Annotated in this window: 19 protein-coding genes; 10 read left to right on the forward strand and 9 right to left on the reverse strand. The window is 73.5% G+C overall.

The window, feature by feature from the left end:
• Nucleotides 1–212 precede the first annotated feature (212 nt).
• On the reverse strand, nt 213–1,268 hold the full coding sequence (locus tag AB0N31_RS17980) for a LacI family DNA-binding transcriptional regulator (RefSeq protein WP_366059341.1): 1,056 nt from the start codon (nt 1,266–1,268) through the stop codon (nt 213–215).
• 339 nt (nt 1,269–1,607) lie between these two features.
• On the opposite strand from AB0N31_RS17980, the gene AB0N31_RS17985 reads away from it, so the two are divergent.
• The 4 genes from AB0N31_RS17985 (at nt 1,608) to AB0N31_RS18000 (ending at nt 7,010) form a co-directional block, all read left to right on the forward strand.
• Nucleotides 1,608–2,936: an extracellular solute-binding protein gene (locus tag AB0N31_RS17985; protein WP_366059342.1), complete on the forward strand. Its 1,329-nt coding sequence runs from the start codon at nt 1,608–1,610 to the stop codon at nt 2,934–2,936.
• 5 nt (nt 2,937–2,941) lie between these two features.
• Nucleotides 2,942–3,949 carry a sugar ABC transporter permease gene (locus AB0N31_RS17990; protein WP_366059367.1) on the forward strand — a complete coding sequence of 336 codons (1,008 nt, stop codon included), beginning with the start codon at nt 2,942–2,944 and terminating at the stop codon, nt 3,947–3,949.
• A gap of 58 nt (nt 3,950–4,007) precedes the next feature.
• Nucleotides 4,008–4,877, forward strand: coding sequence for a carbohydrate ABC transporter permease (locus tag AB0N31_RS17995; RefSeq protein ID WP_366059368.1), 870 nt, complete (start codon nt 4,008–4,010; stop codon nt 4,875–4,877).
• 696 nt (nt 4,878–5,573) lie between these two features.
• Nucleotides 5,574–7,010, forward strand: coding sequence for a GH1 family beta-glucosidase (locus AB0N31_RS18000; protein ID WP_366059343.1), 1,437 nt, complete (start codon nt 5,574–5,576; stop codon nt 7,008–7,010).
• Nucleotides 7,011–7,148: 138 nt separating this feature from the next.
• Here AB0N31_RS18000 and AB0N31_RS18005 read toward each other — a convergent pair whose 3' ends face one another.
• The 5 genes from AB0N31_RS18005 to AB0N31_RS18025 form a co-directional block, all read right to left on the reverse strand.
• Nucleotides 7,149–7,307: a hypothetical protein gene (locus AB0N31_RS18005; RefSeq protein ID WP_366059344.1), complete on the reverse strand. Its 159-nt coding sequence runs from the start codon at nt 7,305–7,307 to the stop codon at nt 7,149–7,151.
• Nucleotides 7,304–7,513: a type II toxin-antitoxin system VapB family antitoxin gene (locus tag AB0N31_RS18010; RefSeq protein WP_366059345.1), complete on the reverse strand. Its 210-nt coding sequence runs from the start codon at nt 7,511–7,513 to the stop codon at nt 7,304–7,306. Before AB0N31_RS18010 ends, AB0N31_RS18005 begins: the two co-directional genes overlap by 4 nt.
• Before the next feature lie 70 nt (nt 7,514–7,583).
• Nucleotides 7,584–9,029, reverse strand: coding sequence for a cellulose binding domain-containing protein (locus AB0N31_RS18015; RefSeq protein ID WP_366059346.1), 1,446 nt, complete (start codon nt 9,027–9,029; stop codon nt 7,584–7,586).
• 109 nt (nt 9,030–9,138) lie between these two features.
• The gene (locus AB0N31_RS18020) at nt 9,139–10,539 is read right to left on the reverse strand and encodes a HAMP domain-containing sensor histidine kinase (protein ID WP_366059347.1); all 1,401 of its coding nucleotides are present in this window, start codon (nt 10,537–10,539) and stop codon (nt 9,139–9,141) included.
• Nucleotides 10,536–11,249 (reverse strand): response regulator transcription factor, encoded by a 714-nt coding sequence (locus AB0N31_RS18025; protein ID WP_366059348.1) that lies wholly within the window; start codon nt 11,247–11,249, stop codon nt 10,536–10,538. Before AB0N31_RS18025 ends, AB0N31_RS18020 begins: the two co-directional genes overlap by 4 nt.
• A gap of 154 nt (nt 11,250–11,403) precedes the next feature.
• Between AB0N31_RS18025 and AB0N31_RS18030 the strand changes: the two genes are divergently transcribed.
• On the forward strand, nt 11,404–11,934 hold the full coding sequence (locus tag AB0N31_RS18030) for a hypothetical protein (RefSeq protein WP_366059349.1): 531 nt from the start codon (nt 11,404–11,406) through the stop codon (nt 11,932–11,934).
• Between the two features lie 13 nt (nt 11,935–11,947).
• On the opposite strand, the gene AB0N31_RS18035 is transcribed toward AB0N31_RS18030, so the two are convergent.
• Both AB0N31_RS18035 and AB0N31_RS18040 read right to left on the reverse strand, forming a co-directional pair.
• A complete protein-coding gene (locus tag AB0N31_RS18035) occupies nt 11,948–12,817 on the reverse strand; it encodes a fused MFS/spermidine synthase (RefSeq protein ID WP_366059350.1) in 870 nt (289 codons plus the stop codon).
• A gap of 102 nt (nt 12,818–12,919) precedes the next feature.
• Nucleotides 12,920–13,270: a hypothetical protein gene (locus AB0N31_RS18040; protein WP_366059351.1), complete on the reverse strand. Its 351-nt coding sequence runs from the start codon at nt 13,268–13,270 to the stop codon at nt 12,920–12,922.
• 296 nt (nt 13,271–13,566) lie between these two features.
• Between AB0N31_RS18040 and AB0N31_RS18045 the strand changes: the two genes are divergently transcribed.
• A complete protein-coding gene (locus AB0N31_RS18045) occupies nt 13,567–14,982 on the forward strand; it encodes a hypothetical protein (RefSeq protein WP_366059352.1) in 1,416 nt (471 codons plus the stop codon).
• 42 nt (nt 14,983–15,024) lie between these two features.
• Here the strand turns inward: AB0N31_RS18045 and AB0N31_RS18050 are convergent, their stop codons facing one another.
• Nucleotides 15,025–15,621 carry a histidine phosphatase family protein gene (locus tag AB0N31_RS18050; RefSeq protein ID WP_366059353.1) on the reverse strand — a complete coding sequence of 199 codons (597 nt, stop codon included), beginning with the start codon at nt 15,619–15,621 and terminating at the stop codon, nt 15,025–15,027.
• A 188-nt stretch (nt 15,622–15,809) separates the two neighbouring features.
• Between AB0N31_RS18050 and AB0N31_RS18055 the strand changes: the two genes are divergently transcribed.
• The 4 genes from AB0N31_RS18055 to AB0N31_RS18070 are packed head-to-tail and all read left to right on the forward strand — an operon-like array spanning nt 15,810 to nt 20,788.
• Complete coding sequence (locus AB0N31_RS18055) at nt 15,810–16,763, forward strand: phosphatase PAP2 family protein (RefSeq protein ID WP_366059354.1); 954 nt, start codon at nt 15,810–15,812, stop codon at nt 16,761–16,763.
• Entirely contained in the window at nt 16,714–17,835 is a 1,122-nt protein-coding gene (locus AB0N31_RS18060; RefSeq protein WP_366059355.1) for a hypothetical protein, read from the forward strand. The genes AB0N31_RS18055 and AB0N31_RS18060 overlap by 50 nt, the downstream gene beginning before the upstream one ends.
• On the forward strand, nt 17,826–19,451 hold the full coding sequence (locus AB0N31_RS18065) for a hypothetical protein (protein ID WP_366059356.1): 1,626 nt from the start codon (nt 17,826–17,828) through the stop codon (nt 19,449–19,451). Before AB0N31_RS18060 ends, AB0N31_RS18065 begins: the two co-directional genes overlap by 10 nt.
• Nucleotides 19,448–20,788, forward strand: coding sequence for an AAA domain-containing protein (locus AB0N31_RS18070; RefSeq protein WP_366059357.1), 1,341 nt, complete (start codon nt 19,448–19,450; stop codon nt 20,786–20,788). The genes AB0N31_RS18065 and AB0N31_RS18070 overlap by 4 nt, the downstream gene beginning before the upstream one ends.
• Nucleotides 20,789–21,001 lie beyond the last annotated feature (213 nt).

Genomic DNA, 21,001 nt, shown 5'->3' on the forward strand with positions numbered 1-21,001 from the left:
TCAAGGGCTGACCTGGTAAAACAGGTCAGCCCTTCGTCATGTCCGGACCCTTCGGGGACGGACGGGACCACGCCCCCTCCCTCTCTCCCGCACCCCCTCCCCCGCGCCCGTCACGAGCGGCTCGTCGCGGAGACCGCCCGGGGACGGGGACGGCGGGGGGACGGGAAGGGCGGGTACGGGCCGGCCGGGCGCGGTGGCGGCGACGGTGACCCTTACGCCGACGCGCGCACCATCAGTTCCGCGGCCAGGACCACCTGGCGCCGCTCCAGGCCCCGCGACACCGCCGGGCGGTCGTCCGCGATCTCCGTGAGCAGCAGGTCGAGCATGCGGCGCCCCATCTCCTCGATGGGCTGGCGCACGCTGGTCAGCGGCGGGTCCATGTGGCGGGCGATCGCCGAGTCGTCATAGCCGACCAGGGCCACGTCGTCCGGGATGCGGCGGCCCGCCTCGCGCAGGGCCTGGCGGGCGCCGGCCGCCATCACGTCGGAGCCGGCGAACACCGCGTCGAGGGCGGGGTCGCGGGCCAGCAGCTCACGCATCGCCCGCTGGCCGCCCTCCTCGGTGAAGTCGCCCTGCACGACGAGGAGCTCGTCCACCTCGTGCCCCGCGTCGAGCAGGGCGTCGCGGTAGCCGTCGACGCGCCGCTGGGCGCCGTACACGTCGAGGCGGCCGGTGATGTGGCCGATGCGCCGGCAGCCGCGGGCCAGCAGGTGCTCGACGGCCGAACGGGCGCCGCCGTAGTTGTCGGAGTCCACGGACGGCAGCGTCTCGGCGGCGGAGCGGGGGCCGCTGATCACGGCCGGGATCTCCAGCTGGGAGATGAGGTCGGGCAGCGGGTCGTCGGCGTGCACGGAGACGAGGAGGACGCCGTCCACGCGGTGGGCGGCCAGGTACTGGGCCAGGCGCTGCCGTTCCCGGTCGCTGCCCGCGAAGATCAGCAGCAGCTGCATCTCCGTGTCGGCGAGTTCCGCGCCCACTCCGCGCAGGATGTCGGAGAAGTACGGTTCGGCGAAGAACCGGGTCTCCGGCTCGGGCACCACGAGGGCGATCGCGTTCGTGCGGTTGGCGGCGAGGGCGCGGGCCGCGGTGTTGGGGACATAGCCCAGCTCGGCGACCGCGGCCTCGACGGCGGCACGGGTGGCGTCGCTGACCCGGGGCGAGCCGTTGATCACGCGGGAGACCGTGCCGCGGCCCACACCGGCGCGCGCCGCCACCTCTTCGAGGGTCGGCCGGCCACCGCTCCGTCCCCGCGTACCGTGGCTTGCCATGGGCTCCGCCTTCCCGCTGTCATCATCCCACCGGCCTGGAATCTAACAGTCCCGGCCGTCCGCCCCACCGCCCCCCGGGGGCAGCGACTCCCGGCCGAAAAGCATCGCCCCGGCGAGTTAGCTAACAGCCGGATAACTGAACACGTCTCTCCACGTCCCCGCCCTTGACACCCTCGCCCGGACCGACGACTCTTCAACACATCACCTGTGGGAGCGCTCCCACGGTACCTGACACATACACAACCCGCACGTTCCCCGCCCGAGCCGCAGCGAGAAACTAACGGGCCCAACAATGCAGTTGGCCGGGGGGTCGGCACGTCAGGGCAACAGGAGGACGTAATGCGAGCACGTACCCGAAGCTCCCGTCGGGTGGTAGTCCTGGCGACCGTCGCCACCATGGGCGCCGGGCTGCTGGCCGGCTGTGCCGACGACGGCGGCGACAAGGCCTCCGACGACTCGTCGTCGGGCGGTGGCAAGGGCAAGACCACGATCACCCTGGGACTCTTCGGCACGATGGGCTTCAAGGAAGCCGGTCTCTACGCCGAGTACGAGAAGCTCAACCCGAACATCAAGATCGCCGAGAACGTGATCGAGCGCAACGAGAACTACTACCCCGCGCTCGTCAACCACCTCACCACCAACAGCGGTCTCCAGGACGTCCAGGCGGTCGAGGTCGCCAACATCGCCGAGGTCGTCGGCACCCAGAGCGCGAAGCTCCAGGACCTGTCCAAGGTTTCGGGCGTGGACAAGAGCAAGTGGCTGGACTGGAAGTGGTCGCAGGCCACCACCAAGGACGGCAAGACCGTCGGTCTCGGCACGGACGTCGGCCCGATGGCCCTGTGCTACCGCACGGACCTCTTCAAGCAGGCCGGTCTGCCGACCGACCCGGCGGAGGTCGGCAAGCTGTGGGCGGGCGACTGGAACAAGTTCGTCTCCGTCGGCGAGCAGTACAAGAAGAAGGCACCCGCGGGCACCTTCTTCATGGACTCCCCCGGCGGCCTGCTCAACGCCGTCCTCAGCAGCGAGAAGGAGAAGTTCTACGACTCCTCCGGCGAGGTCATCTACAAGTCGAACCCGGCCGTCAAGGCTGCCTTCAACCTGACCGCGAAGGCCGCCGAGCAGGGCCTGGTGCAGGCGCAGACGCAGTTCCAGCCCGCCTGGGACACCACGATCTCGAACAGCAAGTTCGCGACGATCGCCTGCCCGCCGTGGATGCTCGGCACCCTCAAGGGCAAGTCGAAGCCGGAGTCCCTCGGCAAGTGGGCCGTCGCGGTCGCTCCGAAGTCCGGCAACTGGGGCGGCTCCTTCCTCTCCGTGCCCTCCAACGGCAAGAACGTGAAGGAGGCCGAGAAGCTGGTCGCCTGGCTGACCGCGCCCGAGCAGCAGGCGAAGCTGTTCAAGGTGCAGGGCTCCTTCCCCAGCACGCCGAGCGCGTACACCATGCCCGAAGTGACCGGCGCCAAGAACGAGATGACCGGTGACCTCAACATCGGCACCATCTTCGCCGAGGCCGCGAAGGCCGCCCCGGTCCAGGTGATCGGCCCGAAGGACCAGATCATCCAGCAGGGTCTGACCGACAACGGCGTCATCCTCGTGACGAAGGGCAAGTCGCCGGAGGAGGCCTGGGAGACGGCGACGAAGACCATCGACAACAACCTGGACAAGTGACCCGTATGGCCACCCACGACACCGCCGCGCCCCCCGCCAAGGAGGGGGGCGCGGCCCCGGGCCGACCGCCCGCCGGCCCCACCGGCGCGGAGCAGCGGCACCGGGCCCGGCTCTCCCGCCGCTGGCAGCGGGACATGCGCTGGAGCCCGTACGCCTTCGTCTCGCCGTTCTTCCTGCTGTTCCTGGCGTTCGGCCTGTTCCCGCTGGTCTACACCGGCTGGGCCTCGCTGCACCAGGTGGAGATGACGGCACCCACCGACATGGAATGGGTGGGACTGCGCAACTACACGCGCATCTTCGACGACGACTTCTTCTGGAACGCGGCGAAGAACACGCTCACCATCGGCGTCATCTCGACGGTGCCGCAGCTGCTGATGGCGATGGGGCTCGCCCACATCCTCAACTACAAGCTGCGCGGCTCGACGTTCTTCCGGGTCACGATGCTCGCCCCGTACGCGACGTCCATCGCGGCCGCCTCGCTGGTCTTCGTCCTGCTGTTCGGGCGCGACTACGGCATGATCAACTGGGTGCTGGACATGGTCGGGGTCGGCCCGATCGACTGGCAGAGCGACAAGTGGCCCTCGCAGTTCGCGGTGTCCACGATCGTCATCTGGCGCTGGACCGGCTACAACGCGCTGATCTACCTGGCGGCGATGCAGGCGATCCCGCAGGACCTGTACGAGTCGGCGGCGCTGGACGGCGCGAGCCGCTGGAAGCAGTTCATCCACGTGACCCTGCCGTCGCTGCGTCCGACGATCCTGTTCACGGTCGTCGTCTCGACGATCGGCGCCACCCAGGTGTTCGGCGAGCCGCTGCTGTTCGACGCCAACAAGGGGGCGTCGGGCGGTTCCGAGCACCAGTTCCAGACCCTGGGCCTGTACCTGTACGAGCAGGGCTGGGTCAACCAGCACCTGGGCCGTGCCTCCGCGATCGCCTGGACCATGTTCCTGATCCTGATCGTGGTCGGCATCGTCAACTACGTCATCTCGCGCCGGCTGCGCGCCAGTAGTTAGGAGTACGGCCGTGACGACGACTTCCACGACACCGCCCCCCTCTCCGCCGGACACGGCCGTGAAGAAGCCCGGCCTCGTGCGGCGGCCCAAGTCGGCGCGGGCCGGCGGGCAGATGCACGCGGGGCCGATCGCGTACGTGATCCTGGCCCTGTTCACCGTCGGCTCACTGTTCCCGCTGGTGTGGACGGCGATCGCCGCCTCCCGCGACAACAACCGGCTGGCGCAGACGCCGCCGCCGTTCTGGTTCGGGTCGAACCTCTTCGACAACCTGGACATCGCCTGGAACGACGCCAACCTCGGCAAGGCGTTCGTCAACACGACGATCGTGGCGGGGACCTCGGCCGTGACGATCGTGTTCCTGTCCACGATCGCCGGGTTCGCCTTCGCCAAGCTGAAGTTCAAGGGCCGCGGCGCGATGATGCTGATCGTGGTCGGCACGATGATGGTGCCGCCGCAGCTCAGCGTGATCCCGCTGTACATGATGGTCGCCAAGCTGGAGTGGACCGACCAGCTCCAGGCGGTGATCCTGCCGTCGCTGGTCAGCGCGTTCGGTGTGTTCTTCATGCGGCAGTACCTGCTCCAGGCGCTGCCCGACGAGATCATCGAGGCGGCCCGGGTGGACGGCGCGAGCAGCTGGCGCGTGGTGTGGCACGTGGTGTTCCCCGCGGCGCGCCCCGCGATGGCGGTGCTCGGCATGCTGATGTTCGTCCAGACCTGGAACGACTTCCTGTGGCCGTTCCTGGTGCTGAGCCAGACCGGCAACCCGACCGTGCAGGTCGCGGTCGCGGGCCTCGGCCGCGGTTACACGCCCGACCAGTCCCTGATCATGGCGGGCGCGCTGCTGGGCACGCTGCCGCTGCTGCTGGTCTTCGCGATCTTCGGCAAGCAGATCGTGGGCGGCATCATGCAGGGCGCGGTGAAGGGCTGATGCGGGGGCGCTCCGCGGCGCGGCCGGGAACCTTACCGGTCCGGCAGCCGCGCGGGACCGACAGCGCCGTCGGTCGCCGCGACCGCGCAGGGCTGACCACCGTGCCGGCCCGGCGTCCACGCGGGGCCGGGACCGCCGCGGATCCGGCTCGCGCGCGGGTCCGGCACCGCCGCGGGACCACCGCCCTCGCCGGCCGGACGCCCGCGCCGGCCCGGCATCGTGCCGGAGCGGCGTCCGCACGGCACCGGCACCCCGCCGGTCCGGCGTCCGCACGGGCCTGACACCCTGGCGATCACGACGTCCGCAAGGGCCGGGACCTGCCGCGGTCCCGCGTCCGCACGGCGCCGGCACCCTCGCGGTTCCGGAATCCGCACGGGACCGACACCGCCGGTCCGGCGCTCGCGCAGGACCGGTACCCCCCGCGGTCCGGTGCCGGCGCGGGACGGACACCCCGCCGACCCGGCATCCGTGCAGGGCCGGCACCCCGTCGGCAGGCGTCCGCGCAGGGCCGACATCCCGCAGGGCGACGACCGTGCGGGCCGACACCCAGCCGGTCCGACGTCCGTGCGGGGCCGACGGCCCCGCCGGTGCCGCGTCCGACGGAGCCGGGTCACCGCCGCCCCGGCCCTCCGCACCTCTTCCCCCCATCCTTCGTCGGTCTCGACGACCTCGACGACCACTCATGGGAGCGCTTCCATGCCTGAGTCCGCACAGTCGGCCAACCCGGTGACCTTTCCTCCGGCCTTCCTCTGGGGCGCCGCGACGTCCGCCTACCAGATCGAGGGGGCGGTGCGGGAGGACGGCCGCACGCCCTCCATCTGGGACACCTTCAGCCATACGCCCGGCAAGACCGCCGGCGGCGACACCGGTGACATCGCTGTCGACCACTACCACCGCTACCGCGACGACGTCGCGCTGATGGCCGAGCTGGGCCTGACCTCGTACCGCTTCTCCATCTCGTGGTCGCGGGTCCAGCCGACCGGCCGCGGCCCGGCGGTCCAGGTGGGCCTGGACTTCTACCGCCGGCTGGTGGACGAGCTGCTGGCGAAGGGCATCAAGCCGGCCGTCACGCTCTACCACTGGGACCTCCCGCAGGAGCTGGAGGACGCGGGCGGCTGGCCGGAGCGGGACACCGCGTACCGGTTCGCCGAGTACGCCCAGATCGTCGGGGAGGCGCTCGGTGACCGGGTGGAGCAGTGGATCACGCTCAACGAGCCGTGGTGCAGCGCCTTCCTCGGGTACGCCGCCGGAGTGCACGCCCCCGGCCGCACCGACCCGGCGGCCTCGCTGAAGGCCGCGCACCACCTCAACCTGGCGCACGGCCTGGGCACCAAGGCCCTGCGGTCGGTGATGCCGACCCGCAACTCGGTGGCGATCAGCCTCAACTCCTCGGTCGTCAGGCCGCTCTCGCAGACCCCCGACGACCTGGCCGCGGTCCGCCGGATCGACGACCTGGCCAACGGCGTCTTCCACGGCCCGATCCTGCGCGGCGCGTACCCCGAGACGCTCCTGGCCGCGACCTCGTCGCTCACCGACTGGTCGTACGTCCTCGACGGCGATCTGCGCACCATCAACCAGCCGCTGGACGCGCTGGGCCTGAACTACTACACGCCCACCCTGGTCTCCGCGGCGGACGCCGACCCGAAGGCACCGCGGGCGGACGGCCACGGCGCCGGCGAGCACTCCCCCTGGCCGGCCGCGGACGACGTCGCCTTCCACCAGACGCCGGGCGAGCGCACCGAGATGGGCTGGACGATCGACCCGACGGGTCTGCACGACCTGATCATGCGGTACACGAAGGAGGCCCCGGGCCTGCCGCTGTACATCACGGAGAACGGCGCGGCCTACGACGACAAGCCCGACTCCGACGGCCGCGTCCACGACCCGGAGCGGATCGCCTACCTGCACGGCCACCTGCGGGCCGTGCGCCGCGCCATCGCCGAGGGCGCAGACGTGCGCGGCTACTACCTGTGGTCGCTGATGGACAACTTCGAGTGGGCGTACGGCTACGAGAAGCGGTTCGGCGCGGTGTACGTGGACTACGCGACCCTCGCCCGGACCCCGAAGTCGAGCGCCCTCTGGTACGGCCAGGCGGCCCGCACGGGAACCCTGCCGGCGCTCGAGACGGCCTGACCGAAGACCCCCGGGGTGGGGATCCCGGGAGAACGGGGGAACGGGGGAACGGGGAAACAGGGGAAGGGGCGCGGCACGCCGTGGGGGCGTGCCGCGCCCCGCTGCCCTTCCGGGCGGGGTGACCGGCGGTGGCCCCGGTCAGAGGCTGCCGGGTGCCGCGAGCCACTGGGTCGACCGGCCCGTGACCGAGGCGATCGTCTCGAAATCGTTCGGAGGCTTCTCCCAGAGGGCGCGAGCAGGCTGCTTCAGGACGCGGACCAGCGCGCTGGTGTCGATGAGGTAGGCGGCCGCGCTCATCGACGGTAGTTCTCCTTGTCCGACAGCATGTCGAAGTCACCCGCGTCCGCCCGCGCCGCGAGCCGGGCCAGGGCGAGCGCACGCTTCTTGCGTTCGGCCCCTTCCCCGAGTGCGGCGTCGACCGTGTCCTTCTTGGTCCTCGTGCCGAACGCCATGGCTGCCGCGGCCAGCAGGTCCTCGTCGACGTCGATCAGCGTCTTGGGCATGGACGACCTCCTGGACATCCAAGCCTTCGCTCAGTATGTCCACCCTGGCGGGGAAGCGCCCGATTCCTGCTCAGCGGCCGGCGGCGAACGCCTTCGTGAAGGCGTTCGGGGTCTGGGTGATCGAGCTGCACGTCGCGTCCGCGGTGTTCTTCGGGGACGGGCACTGCCGGTCGCGGGTCGCGGACCACATGGAGAGCCAGCCCAGGCCCCTGGTCTTGGCGAAGGCGGCGAGCCGGGTGGCGTCCTCGACGGTGAAGACCTCGGAGGCGACGTCGTTCACGCCGATCATCGGGGTGACGGCGACCGTCTTCCAGGCAGCGGTGTCGGTCAGGCCCAGCACGCTCTTGACCTGGGCCTGGGTGGCGGTGGCCGCCTGCTCGGCGTAGGTGCCCATGTCGCCGCTGTACGCGGGTCCGTAGTCCATCGCCATGATGTTGACGGTGGTGATCTCCACGCCGTTGGCCTTGGCGTCGGCCAGCAGGTTCACGCCGTCCTGGGTGAGGCCCTCGGGCATGACGGGGAGGGTGAAGGAGACGTCCAGGCCGGGGTGCTGCCGCTGGAGCGTGGCGACGGCCCGGGCGCGGCGGGTGTTGGCGGCCGTGTTCGGCAGCGCGCCGCCCTCGACGTCGAAGTCGACCTTGGTGAGCCGGTAGGCGTCCACGACCTTGCCGTAGGCGGCGGCCAGCGCGTCCGCCGAGGCGCAGGTGGTGCCGAGTTCGGTGCCGGACGCGCCGCCGAAGGAGACCCGGACGTCGCCGCCCCCGGCGCGCAGGGCGCCGATCCGGGAGGCCACGCCGTCGCTCGCCAGGTCGGTGACGCCGCCCCACTTGGGCGTGCAGCCGCCGCCGTCGGTGACGAAGGCGAGGTTGTAGTCCTTGACGCCGGTGGCCTCGGCGGCGGCGAGGAGATCGAAGGCGGGGTAGAGGGAGGTGTCGACGTAGGGGGCGAAGGCGGCGGAGCCGGCGGTCCCGGAGCCGGAGGTCCCGGACGGGGAGGGGGAGGCGGTGGCCGTCACGGTCGGGGAGGCGGTGGGGGTCGGGGAGGCCGTCGGGGTCCCGGTCGGGCGGCCGCTCGGCTCGGGGGTCGCGCCGCCGTCCGCCGAGCAGGTGGCCCCGTCGATGAGACAACCGGCGGGGTCGGCGGTGCCGTTGACGACGAAGCCGACGGTGACGGACTCGCCGGCGGCCAGGCCGTCCTTGTCCCACGCGGCCGGCTTCACCGTGACGTGCCGTCCGGTCACGCTCGACTCGGCGTTCCACAGCGAGCCGATCCGCGACCCGGCCGGCAGGTCGAACTCCAGCGTCCAGTCGGTCTTCGCGCCGCCGCTGTTGTTGGTGACGACGTACTGCCCGGTGTACCCCGTCGACCAGTCGCTGGTCCTCGTGTACGCGGCTCCGATCCCGGCCGCCTGGGCGGTGCCGGTGAGGAACACGGCGCCACCGCCCACGGCGGCCGCGGCGACCACGCCCCCGATCAGCTTGTTCCTGGTTCTGACGGTGCGCCGGTGCGTGCTCATCGCGTGCCTGCCTTCACTGCTCACGGGGGTGGGGTGCGGCAGCACGCTAGCGGCCCCGAATCGGGCAAAAAGCCTGATCGGGGCAGGGTCCGGGGATCTTAGGGCGCGCTTAAGGAAGGGATCGGGAGCGGTTAAAGGTGACGGCCCGTCCGCCCTGCCGGCGCCGTCGCACCGTGCCCCGGTGCCCCCTGCGCTCCGGCTCCCGCCCGTCGAGCTGGATCCAGATCCGCACCTCGGTGCCGCCCAGCACGGACGAGCCGATGCGCACGTCCCCGCCGGTCGACTCCGCGAGCCGGCGCACGATGTCCAGCCCGAGCCCGGTCGACCCGGCGTTGCCGGAACCCCGGCCGCGGGCCATCGCCGCCTCGGGATCGGGTATGCCGGGGCCCGCGTCCGAGACGAGGACGATCACCGCGTCCTCGCCGTTGTGCAGGTCGACCGCGAAGGCCGTGCCCTCGGGGGTGTGCCGGAAGACGTTGCCGAGCAGGGCGTCGAGGGCGGCGACGAGGTCGGCACGGGCCACCGGTGCGCGCACCGGCCGGTCGGCGCCGGCCACCCGCACCTTGCGGCCCTCGTCCTCCGCGAGCGCCGACCAGAACGCCATCCGCTCCCGGACGACCTCGGCGGCGTCGCATCCTGCGCCCGGTCCGGCGGCCGCGGTCTGCGGCTTGGCCTCGCGGGCGGTACGGATGATGGTGTCGACCTCCCGCTCCAGCTGGGCGACCGCGGCGCGGGTCTGCTCGGCGGCCGGGGAGTCGCCGAGGGAGGCCGCGTTGAGCCGCAGCACGGTCAGCGGGGTGCGCAACCGGTGGGAGAGGTCGGCGGCCAGCTCCCGCTCGTTGGCCAGGAGTTGGACGACCTGGTCGGCCATGGAGTTGAACGCGACCGCAGCGAGCCGCAGTTCGTTCGGCCCCTCCTCCGGCACGCGTGCGCCCAGTCTGCCCTCCCCCAGTTCGTGCGCGCCCTCGACCAGCCGCCGGGCGGGCCGCACCATGCGCACGCCCAGCCGGTCGGCGACGGCCACCGAGCCGACGACCAGTGCGGCGCCGACCGCGGCCAGCACCGCCCAGGCGGTGGCGACCCCGTTGCTGACCTCGGACTCGGGGACGTAGACCTCGACGACGACCGTGCCGAAGCTCAGCGCGACGGGCTGGAGGAGCGCGGAGCCACCGGGCACCTCGGCGGTGGAGGTGCGGCCCAGCTCGCGGACGGCCGCGATGTCGGCGGCGGTGGCGCGCCGCCGGCCGAGGTCGAGGGCCTGCCGGCCGTCACCGGCGGGGATGTGCACGGCCATGCCGTCGTCGGAGCCCGCGGCGGCGACGACCCGCTCCAACTGGTCGCGGTCGGTGGTGATGGACAGCGCGGGGACCACGACGGCGGCCTCCCGCTCGGCGTTGGAGAAGGCGCGGTCGCGGGCCATCTCCTTGACGACCAGACCGAGCGGCACGGCGAAGGCGACCACGACCATCGTGGTGACCGCCAGGCAGACCTTGACGAGGGCCCACCTCACCGCGACTCCCCGGCGGTCGGCACGGCGGGCGGCTCCAGCTTCACGCCGACGCCCCGCAGGGTGTGCAGATAGCGCGGGCGGGCCGCCGTCTCGCCCAGCTTGCGGCGCAGCCAGGACAGATGGACGTCGATGGTCTGGTCGTCGCCGTAGGACTGCTGCCAGACCTCGGCGAGCAGTTCGCGGCGCGGGACGACGACGCCGGGGCGGCCGGCGAGGAAGGCGAGCAGGTCGAACTCGCGGCGGGTCAGGTCGAGTCGGACGCCGTCCAGTTCGGCCTGGCGGCGCAGCGGGTCGACGGTCAGTCCGCCGACGCGCAGCACGCTGGACGGCGGTGCCTCACCCGCGCCGGAGCGGGAGCGGCGCAGGACGGCCGCCATGCGCGCGGAGAGGTGCTCCACCGAGAACGGCTTCGTCAGGTAGTCGTCCGCGCCCGCGTTGAGCAGCCGGACGATCTCCGTCTCGTCGTCGCGGGCGGTGGCGATGATGACGGGTACGTCCGTGATGCCGCGCAGCATCTTCAGGGCCTCGGAGCCGTCCAGGTCCGGCAGTCCGAGGTCCAGCACGACCACGTCGAAGCGGAAATGGGCGACCTCGCGCAGCGCCTCCAGCGCCGTGCCGACACTGCGCACGGTGTGTGCGGCGTCGGTGAGGTGCCGGATGAGCGCCGAGCGGACGAACTGGTCGTCCTCGACCACGAGCACACTTGCCATGCGCCGCAACCTACGCCATGCGGCCGGGGTCCCTTCGGGCCTGTGCACAACTCCGCGCCTGTGGACAACCGGTGGGGACGCGGGACCTGCCGGGGGGCGTGCGGGGGGGCGTCCGTGCGACACGGCTGCGGCGGGTGAGGCAGGATGGCCCGCGATGCGCAGAGGACTCGTACACGTACTGGCCTGGACGCTCGCCACGGGCGCGGCGGTCACGCTGTCGTGGTGGGGTGTCCACACGGTCCTGGCGGGCACGGCGTACGACCCGCCGCGCGCCCTGCCGCTGACAGCCGGCGACGTGCCCACCGGGGCTCCGAAGCCGCCGACGGCCTCGGCCACCGACCGCCCCGCGCCGACGCCGTCCCCTGCGTCCACGGAGCCGACCGCCACGCCGCCCCCGTCTCGGACCCCCGGGAGTCCGGCGGCCCCGTCCCGCTCCCGGCCGGCGGCCTCGCCCAGCCCGTCCGGCCAGGTCAAGAGCTACGACACCGACGGCGGGCTGGTCGTCTTCGACCTGGGGAGGACCTCGGCCTCGCTCGTCTCGGCCACGCCGGGCGCGGGCTGGTCGATGCAGGTGTGGAAGACGGAGTCCTGGATCCGGGTGGAGTTCGCCTCGGGCGCGGACCGCGTGTCGGTCTTCTGCACCTGGCACGACGGACCGCCGCGCGTGGAGATCGGCACCTACTGAGCGGGCGAGGGGTTCAGCGGAAGACGGACGGCGGCGGGGCCGGTGACGCCACCGCCGAGGCGTCGACGACCGGTACGGCCCCGCCGGTGAAGTCGGTGAGGTCCCTGCCGTGCTCGACGCGGCCGGGGTGCGGGTCGGAGGCGGCCCTGCGGGTCAGTTCGGCGGTCGGCAGCGGCAGGTCGGACGCGACGAGGACGGCGTTGCCGAACCGCTTGCCGCGCAGCACGGTGGGGTCGGCGACCAGGGCGAGTTCCGGGAAGCGGGCGGCGGCGGTGGCGATCTGGGCGCGCAGGTGCGCGAGCGGCGGACCGTCGGCCAGGTTGGCGGCGTAGAGACCACCGGGCTTCAGGGCCCTGCGGACCTCGTCGAGGAACTCGGTCGAGGTCAGGTGCGCGGGGGTGCGGGCGCCGCTGAACACATCGGCGATGACGAGGTCGGCCCATCCGTCCGGCACCTTGCCGAGCCCGTCACGCGCGTCGGCGGACCGCACCCGGATCCGGGCGCCGGGGTCCAGGGGCAGCTCCCGGCGGACCAGTCGGACGAGGGCCGCGTCCCGTTCGACGACCTGCTGGGTGGAGCGGGGCCGGGTGGCGGCGACGTACCGGGCGAGGGTGAAGGCACCGCCGCCGAGGTGGAGGACGTGCAGCGGTCTGCCGGGCGGGGCGGCGAGGTCGATGACGTGGCCGAGCCGCCGCTGGTACTCGAAGGAGAGGTACCCGGGGTCGTCGAGGTCCACGTGCGACTGGGGCGCCCCGTCGATGAGCAGCGTCCAGGCCCGCGCCCGGTCGCGGTCCGGGCGGAGCTGGGCGAGCCCGCCGTCGACGGTCTCGCTGACGGTCGCGTCGCTGCCGCGTTCGCGCCGGGAGTTCCTGGACCTTGCCATGCGGGCATTTTCGCAGGGGCCGGGCGTGCCGTGCTCCCCCGGTCGTCCACCGCCGGGCGGGACGCGCCGCTCGCCGGCGTCCGCCCCGGGGAGCCGGACCGGCTACCGGCAGCTGTCCGCCGCCTCGATGAGCCGCGCCGCTTCCCCCAACGCCCTCTGGAGCACGGCCGGGTCGGTCGCGAGGTCGGCCTCGCCGGGCGGGAGCAGCCAGTCCGAGCCCTCGACGGGGGGCTCGAGGGCGAGTCCCCGTCCGTCGGTCTCCGTACAGGTGCTGCCCGGGACGTCCCAGGCGGCGGCGGTGCCCGGCGGCACCAGGAAGGCGAGGGTGCCGTGTCCGTCGTAGTGGAGCACCGGCCCCATCGCGTCGCAGGCTCCCCGGCGCAGGATGTCGGCCGCCTCCAGCCCCTGCCGGGTCGGCACCGTCACGAGATCGCATGCCGTCCCCGACGACACGAGAGGATCGTCCCTTCGACTGGTCCCCACTCCCGGCCTCCCTCAGCGGTCACTGTGCGCGTCCACCGGGTCCAACGCGGCGGACCGTCAACGGCTACGCGGAAATGCGCCGCAAAGGATGGCAGTTCATGGCGGATCGCGGATGAGATATCCGGTTTTGTGGCCAAACACTGTGTGGCGGACCGATCACAGAAGGTACGTTCATGCCCGCCGGAAACAGGGTGATCACGCCGACGGATCGGTCGACCCGCCCTGCCTCCGGCATGGTTCGACGGTTCGCACGAGAGGACCCGGCCATGGCGTCGTCACCGGTGACCCCACCTCGGCCCGACCGGCCGGCACGGCCCAATCCCACCTTCCGGCGGCTACGCGGACAGCGCTCGCCGGCCGAGTTCGCCGCGTTGGTGCGGCGGGCCGCGCGCGAGATCGGGGAGCGGGTGAGCTGCGACGCGCGCTATGTCGGCCGCGTCGAGGCGGGCGAGATCCGCTGCCCCAACTACGCGTACGAGCGGGTGTTCCTGCACATGTTTCCCGGCCGCACGCTCACCGATCTGGGGTTCGCGCCCCGTTCGTCCGTCCGCGGGCGGGGGGCGCACCTCCTCGAGGACGCGCCGGGCACCGGTGAGACGTGCGGGACGCACGAGCCGTATGACACGCAGGACCCGTACGACACGCACCACAACGACGAGGAGAGCGACGTGCTGCGTCGCGCATTCATGACCGGCGGGGGCGCCACGGTGGCCGCCGTCTCGATGGGCCCTCTGGGACTCCCCCTGGACGCGTCGGCGGCCGAACGCCCCGCGCGGCGTCCCGGGACGAGCGAGGCGACCGCCCTGGAAGAAGCGGTGCGCAGGATCCGGCTGCTGGACGACCGGCACGGCGCCGACGGGCTCTACCGGCGCGCGGCGGCGCCGCTGCGCACCGCCTACGCCCTGCTGGACGCCGGAGCGGTACGGCAGGCGACCGCCGACCGGCTCCACTCGGGCGCGGGCGAACTGGCCATCTCCGTGGGCTGGCTGGCACACGACTCGGGCCGGTTCGACGACGCCCGCTCGCACTACGCGGAGGCCCTCGCGACCGCCCGGATGACCGGCGACGAGGCCCTGGAGGCGCACGCCTTCTGCAACACGGCGTTCCTCGCGCGCGACGCGGGCCGCCCGCGCGAGGCGCTCCGGGCGGCGCAGGCCGCACAGCGCGTCGCCCGCCCGCTGGGCTCCGCCCGGCTGATGTCTCTGCTCGCGCTGCGCGAGGCGGGGGGCTGGGCCGGACTCGCCGACCGCGCCGGCTGCGAGCAGGCACTCGCGCGTGCCCACGCCCTGTACGCGCGCGGCCTCTCGGACGCCGACCCCGAGTGGATGAGCTTCTACGGCGAGGCCGAACTGGAGGGTCTGGAGGCGCAGTGCTGGTCGACGCTCGGGGCGTGGCCGCGGGCGGCCCGGCACGCGCGACGGGCGGCACAGCTCCAGGACCCCCACTTCACGCGGAACATCGCGCTGTACACCGCCGAGCTGGCGGACGACCTCGCGCGCGGGGGACGGCCCGACGAGGCGGCCACGGCCGGGATGCGGGTGCTGGACCTGCTGGACGAGGTGCAGTCGTCGCGGATCCGGACGATGCTCGCGGGGACGGCGCGGGTGCTGCTGCCCCACCGGCGGGTCCCGGACGTGTCGGAGTTCCTGGAGCGGCACGCCACGGCCCCGCGCAAGGCGTGACCGCCACGGGCGCCCGTGCCGCCGACGTCCCGGGGCCGCGCCCTAGCCGGCCAGGTGCCCCAGGTCGTTCCAGCTCTCGATCGCCGGTTCGCCGTAGGCCCAGCCGAGTATGGACAGCGACGTCGGGTTGAGGCGTATGCGGGCCGCGAAGTCCAGCGGGAGGCCCAGCCACCGGGCGCCGATCGAACGCAGGATGTGCCCGTGGGCGAAGACCAGCACGTCCCGGTCGGCGGACCGTGCCCACGCGACGACCTCGTCCGCGCGCGCGGTGACCTCCGCCAGGGTCTCGCCCTCCGGCACGCCGTCGCGCCAGATGAGCCAGCCCGGCCGGACCGCCTGGATCTCGGCGGGGGTCATCCCCTCGTAGGCGCCGTAGTGGAACTCCATGAGCGTGTCCCACTCCGTGGCCCGCTCGCCGAAGCCGGCGAGTTCGCACGTCTCTCGCGCGCGCATCAGCGGGCTGGTGCGGACCTCGGCGTCGACGAGACCGTCGAACGGCGCCCGGTGCAGCCGCTCGCCGAGCAGCTTGGCGCCGCGCCGGCCCTCCTCCAGCAGGGGCACGTCGGTCCTGCCGGTGTGCTTGCCGGACAGCGACCACTCGGTCTGTCCGTGCCGGGCCAGCAGGATGCGCGGTGCCATGGGAACCCTTCCGGGGAAATCAGGGGCGGGACCCTTCCATCATCGCGCACCCCGAACAGGGGCAACCCCGTGGGCGATCCCAGCGTCTTTGAGTGCCGGGGGCGTCCCTACGGGGGCGCCTTCCCAGGCCGTAAAGTGGCACCTCCGTGCCCTGGGCACCGCAGCGATACGAAGGGGGAGGCGATCGGATGCCGCAGACCGAGACACCAGGCACCGAGGCGGCCTCGCCGACCAGGTTGCGGTGGTGGACGGAACTGCCCCTGCTGGTGCTGGTGTACGCCTGCTACTCCGCGGGCCGGCTGCTCGCGCGGGGCGACGTCGACAGTGCCGTCGACCACGGCCTGGCGATCCTGCGGATCGAGAAGGTCCTGCACCTCAACGCCGAGCACCCGCTGAACCGGCTGTTCCGGACCGAGGCGTGGATCGGGGTGCCGGCCGACTTCTGGTACGCGTCGCTGCACTACCTGGTCACCCCGGTGGTCCTGGTGTGGCTGTTCCGGTCCCGCACGGTGCACTACCGGGCGGCCCGCACCTGGCTGATGACGTCGACCTTCATCGGTCTGATCGGCTTCACCCTGCTGCCCACCTGCCCGCCGCGCCTGCTCTCCGCGGACCACGGCTTCGTGGACACGATGGCCCAGTACAGCTCGTACGGCTGGTGGGGCGGCGAGGCGAGCGCCCCCCGCGGCCTGGGGGGCATGACCAACCAGTACGCGGCCATGCCGAGCCTGCACGTCGGCTGGGCGCTGTGGTGCGGGGTGATGCTGTGGCGGCACGGCGGCACCCGCGCGGCGAAGACCGCGGGCGTGGTCTATCCGCTGGTGACGACGATCGTGGTCATGGGCACCGCCAACCACTACTTCCTCGACGCGGCCGCGGGCGCGGCCGTGATGGGCGCGGGACTGCTGCTGGCGCCGCTGGTGATGCGCCGGGCGGACCGGGTCGGGGGCTGGGCGGCGGGACGGTTCCCGTTCGTCCCGGTGGCAACTCGGGGCACCGGGGCCCCGATTGTCAGTGGCGGATGCCAGACTTCCCCGGGTGAGCGAATTCCACGGCAGCGCGAGTCACGGTTCGGGCCCGGAGCCGAGCCGGGTGCCACCCCCTCGGACGCGGGGGACGGCGCTCCGGCAGCGGCTCGCTGACCTGCGCGGACCCGACGTACCCGCCAAGGCGCTGGACGCCCGCGCCCTGGCGGCGCTCGCCGCCAACCCGGGATGCAGCCGGCGCGCGATCCTCGACGGCGCCGGGGTGAACAAGGCGGCGCTGGCCGACGCGCTCGGCTCTCCCTCGGCGTTCGGCCAGTCCCAGTTCGCCCTCACCCGCGGCAACGCCTTCGAGGCGAAGGTGAAGGCCGACGGCGGCGCCGACCTGCTGCGCCTGGTGCACGAGAAGCTGGATCCGCGCGCGGAGCCGCCCACCGGGGCGAGCGTCCCCGACCTGTCGGCGATCGGCCCCGAGGGCCGTACGGCGCGGACGGCGCTGGCGCTGCGCGAGGCCGGCCCGGCGTCCGGCACCTGGACCCTCCTCGACCACCCGATGCTCGCGCTCGACGTCGCGGGCTCCCCGGCGTTCCTGGAGCCGGACGCGGTCGTGGTGCACCCCGACGGCAGCTGGACGGTCGTGGAGATCAAGTCGTTCCCCCTGCTGGACGGTTCCGCGGACCCCGCGAAGGTCGGCGCGGCCGCCCGGCAGGCCGCGGTGTACGTGCTGGCGCTGGAGGCGGTCGCCGCCCGCCTCGACCCCGCGCCGCGGGTGCGCCACCGCGTCCTGCTGGTGTGCCCCAAGGACTTCTCCAACCTGCCCGCCGCGTCCGCCGTGGACATCCGCAAGCAGCGCGCGGTCACCCGCCGCCAGCTGGCCCGGCTGACCCGTATCGAGGAGATCGCCGACGCGCTTCCCGAGGGCACCTGCTTCTCGCCGGAGCTGCCGCCCGATCAGCTCACGGCGGCCGTCGAGTCCGTCCCGGCCGCGTACGCGCCCGAGTGCCTGGCCGCCTGCGAGCTGGCGTTCCACTGCCGGAACCGCTCCCGCGCGGTCGGCGCGGTCACCGCCCTCGGCCGCCCCGTCCGCGCCGAACTGGGCGGCCTGACGACGGTCGAGGACGTGCTGGCCGCCGCGCGCGGGGAGGCCGGCGATCCGGACGACCCGACCGTGGCGGCCCTGCGGCGCGCCGTCCTGCTGCGCGACGAGGCCCTGGGGGCGAGGTGTCGCTGATCGCCACCCTGGCCCGTCTGGAGGCCGTCGCCACCGGCCGCGCCCGGCCCGCCGCCACCGTCCGCCACCGGCACCTGTCCGAGCGGCCGCTGGTGTTCGTGCCGCTGACCACCGCCGGTGAGGCGGGCGCCCCGCTCGGCGCCCTCGTCGGCACCGACCGGGACGCGCCCCGGCTGCTGGTCGTACCGCAGCCGCGCGACCGTGACCTGCGGTTCGCGTTCCTCGCCGAGCTGGCCGACATCGTCCTGCCGTACATCGACTCCCACGCCGACGCCGTCGAGGCCGCCGAGCGCAGCGAGACCGATCCCGAGACCGGAAAACGCGTCAAGGTCGAGGTCGAGCTGTGCTCCGACGCGCCCCAGCTGATCGTCCCGAGCCGCGCGGGCGTCGAGTACGTCCGTCTCCTGGGCCGTTCCACGCGCTTCCGGCGTACGGCGGAGCAGGACCCGGAGACGCCGTATCCCGCGCCGCCGCGCGTGCCGCTGCTCGGGCGGTGGCTGACGCACTTCGGGGAGCGGTCCCGGGTGCCCGGCTCCTCGCTGCTGCTGGCGCTCACGGAGGTGCTGGGGCGGCACTGGGCGACCGGGCAGTCCAGCCTGGAGGACCAGCATCTGGGGGCCCTGCTCGGCTGGATCGCCCCTCCCGGGGGTGAGACCGGCGCCGAGGCCGCGCTGCGGGCCGAGCTGGCCCGTGACGCCGAGGGCCAGCTGCTGTGTCCGCCGGCCGGTCCGGCGACCGACCCGGCGTTCGACAACAAGCTGCTCGCCCCCGCCATCGAGCGCTACGACCGTGCGCGGACCGCCCTCGCCGCCGCCGAGGACGGCCTCCAGGCCGACGACCGGCTGGGCGAGCTGACCGCCGCCGAGCGGGCGGTCCGGGACCTCGTGCTGAGCCGGACCCTGCCCACCTGGGAGAGGGTGTGGCAGGGCATCGACCTGCTGCGGGAGCTGCCCGAGGGGGCGCACGTCGAGGAGCGGTGGACCCGCGACCGCTGGTCGTTCACCGGCCACCGCGACCGGGTGCTGGCGGGCGAGCCGCCGCAGCCGCGCCGCGACGACGCGGTCACCGCCGCCAACAAGCTGGCCACGCGCGAGCGGGAACAGGCCCGGCTGGAAGCGCAGGAGGCCCTCGACGACCCGCTGGTGATGGCGGGGCGGCGGCTGGCCGGGGAGGCGTTCGCGGGCGAGGTCGTCGACGTGGTGATGGCGTACGGCGAGGGCAGGCGGCCGAGCCCGCGCCCGCTGGTCACCGTCCGCACGGACGACCGGCCGCATCTCGGGGAGCGGGTCAAGGTGTACCGGTCGCTGGGCGGGAAGCCGCAGGCGGCGGAGTTCGTGCGGCGGGCCGGTGCGGACGGCCCGGACGGCCTCGACGGCCCGGAGGACGAGGGTCTGCTGGTGCTGCGGATCGTCGACAAGATGGGCCGCGGCAAGGAGCCGGAGGAAGGGTCCGTGCCCGAGAAGGGCGACCGGGTGTGCTTCACCCTGTTCGAGCACGAGCAGCGCGGCGGCGCCAAGCTGCCCGACCCGGAGGACACGCCGTGGACGCACGGCGGCCCGCCCGGGGAGCCGGTGCCCGAAGCCGCCGACTCCGTCACCGAGGAGGACGTCCTGTGACCACCGAGGCCGTCCACGACCCCGGTACCGCCGCCACCCGCGCCACCGACGCGATCCTCCGCGACACGCTGCACGGCACCGCGCGCGGGGTCGTCGTGGACTCCCCGCCCGGTGCCGGCAAGTCGACGCTCGTCGTCCGAGCGGCGCTGGAACTGGCGGACGCGGGGCGGCCGCTGATGGTCGTCGCGCAGACCAACGCGCAGGTCGACGACCTGGTGCTGCGGCTCGCCGAGAAGAACCCCGCACTGCCGGTGGGCCGCCTGCACAGCAGCGACGCCGACGCCTACGACAAAGCGCTGGACGACTTGCCGAACGTACGGAAGTCGGCGAAGGCCGGTGACCTGACGGGGCTGCCGGTCGTCATCTCCACGGCCGCCAAGTGGGCGCACGTGAAGACCGACGAGCCGTGGCCGCACGCGATCGTGGACGAGGCCTACCAGATGCGCTCGGACGGGCTGCTGGCCGTGGCCGGACTGTTCGAGCGGGCGCTGTTCGTGGGCGACCCGGGGCAACTGGACCCGTTCGCGATCGTGGGCAGCGAACAGTGGGCCGGCCTGTCGTACGACCCGTCGGCCTCGGCGGTGTCGACGCTGCTGGCGCACAATCCCGGCCTGCCGCAGCACCGGCTGCCGGTGTCCTGGCGGCTGCCGGCGTCGGCGGCGCCGCTGGTCTCGGACGCCTTCTACCCGTTCACGCCGTTCCGCAGCGGCACCGGCCACGGCGACCGGAAGCTCTCCTTCGGCGTCCCCTCCGACGGCTCGGGGCCCGACCGGGTGATCGACGAGGCGGCGGAGTCCGGCTGGGGCCTGCTGGAACTGCCCGCCCGGCACACGCCCCGCACCGACCCGGAGGCGGTACGGGCGGTCGCCGCGGTCGTCCGGCGCCTCCTGGACCGGGGCGGCGCGGCCACCTCCGAGCGCTCCCCCGCCCCCACCCCCCTCACCGCCGACCGGATCGCCGTCGGCACCGCCCACCGCGACCAGGCGGCGGCGGTCCGCGCGGCGCTGGCCGAGCTGGGCGTCACGGACGTCACCGTCGACACGGCGAACCGGCTCCAGGGCCGCGAGTACGACGTCACGGTCGTCCTGCATCCCCTGTCCGGCCGCCCCGACGCCACCGCCTTCCACCTGGAGACGGGCCGTCTGTGCGTCCTGGCCTCCCGTCACCGCCACGCCTGCGTCGTCGTCTGCCGGGCGGGGGTCACCGACCTCCTGGACGCCTACCCGTCGACGGAACCGGTCCAGCTGGGAACCACCGTGAAGTTCCCGGACGGCTGGGAGGCGAACCACGCGGTACTGGCGCACCTCGCCCGACACCGGGTCCCCTGGACGCCATGACCGACCCCGCCCCCACCCCTCCCGGACGGAGTCCGGCACACCGCCGGAGGCGGCCGGGGAAGACAGCCGGGCGTCAGGTGGCTTGGAAGTGCCGGTGGCTGGGGAACATCGCCGGGGGCGGACGGCTTGAGAAGGCCGGGGCCCCGGCCCCCTTGCGTCGCCGGGGGACAATGGAGGGTGGTCCGCTCACCAGTGGTGCCATCCCGACCGTAC

The sequence above is a fragment of the Streptomyces sp. NPDC051051 genome (assembly GCF_040682975.1).
Lineage (GTDB): Bacteria > Actinomycetota > Actinomycetes > Streptomycetales > Streptomycetaceae > Streptomyces.

Bases quoted from the DNA above. Each gene is read 5' to 3' on its own strand.
- AB0N31_RS17980 (WP_366059341.1), bottom strand. From the start codon at position 1,268: ATGGCAAGCCACGGTACGCGGGGACGGAGCGGTGGCCGGCCGACCCTC.
- AB0N31_RS17985 (WP_366059342.1), top strand. From the start codon at position 1,608: ATGCGAGCACGTACCCGAAGCTCCCGTCGGGTGGTAGTCCTGGCGACC.
- AB0N31_RS17990 (WP_366059367.1), top strand. From the start codon at position 2,942: ATGGCCACCCACGACACCGCCGCGCCCCCCGCCAAGGAGGGGGGCGCG.
- AB0N31_RS18000 (WP_366059343.1), top strand. From the start codon at position 5,574: ATGCCTGAGTCCGCACAGTCGGCCAACCCGGTGACCTTTCCTCCGGCC.
- AB0N31_RS18005 (WP_366059344.1), bottom strand. From the start codon at position 7,307: ATGAGCGCGGCCGCCTACCTCATCGACACCAGCGCGCTGGTCCGCGTC.
- AB0N31_RS18010 (WP_366059345.1), bottom strand. From the start codon at position 7,513: ATGCCCAAGACGCTGATCGACGTCGACGAGGACCTGCTGGCCGCGGCA.
- AB0N31_RS18015 (WP_366059346.1), bottom strand. From the start codon at position 9,029: ATGAGCACGCACCGGCGCACCGTCAGAACCAGGAACAAGCTGATCGGG.
- AB0N31_RS18025 (WP_366059348.1), bottom strand. From the start codon at position 11,249: ATGGCAAGTGTGCTCGTGGTCGAGGACGACCAGTTCGTCCGCTCGGCG.
- AB0N31_RS18030 (WP_366059349.1), top strand. From the start codon at position 11,404: ATGCGCAGAGGACTCGTACACGTACTGGCCTGGACGCTCGCCACGGGC.
- AB0N31_RS18035 (WP_366059350.1), bottom strand. From the start codon at position 12,817: ATGGCAAGGTCCAGGAACTCCCGGCGCGAACGCGGCAGCGACGCGACC.
- AB0N31_RS18045 (WP_366059352.1), top strand. From the start codon at position 13,567: ATGGCGTCGTCACCGGTGACCCCACCTCGGCCCGACCGGCCGGCACGG.
- AB0N31_RS18050 (WP_366059353.1), bottom strand. From the start codon at position 15,621: ATGGCACCGCGCATCCTGCTGGCCCGGCACGGACAGACCGAGTGGTCG.
- AB0N31_RS18055 (WP_366059354.1), top strand. From the start codon at position 15,810: ATGCCGCAGACCGAGACACCAGGCACCGAGGCGGCCTCGCCGACCAGG.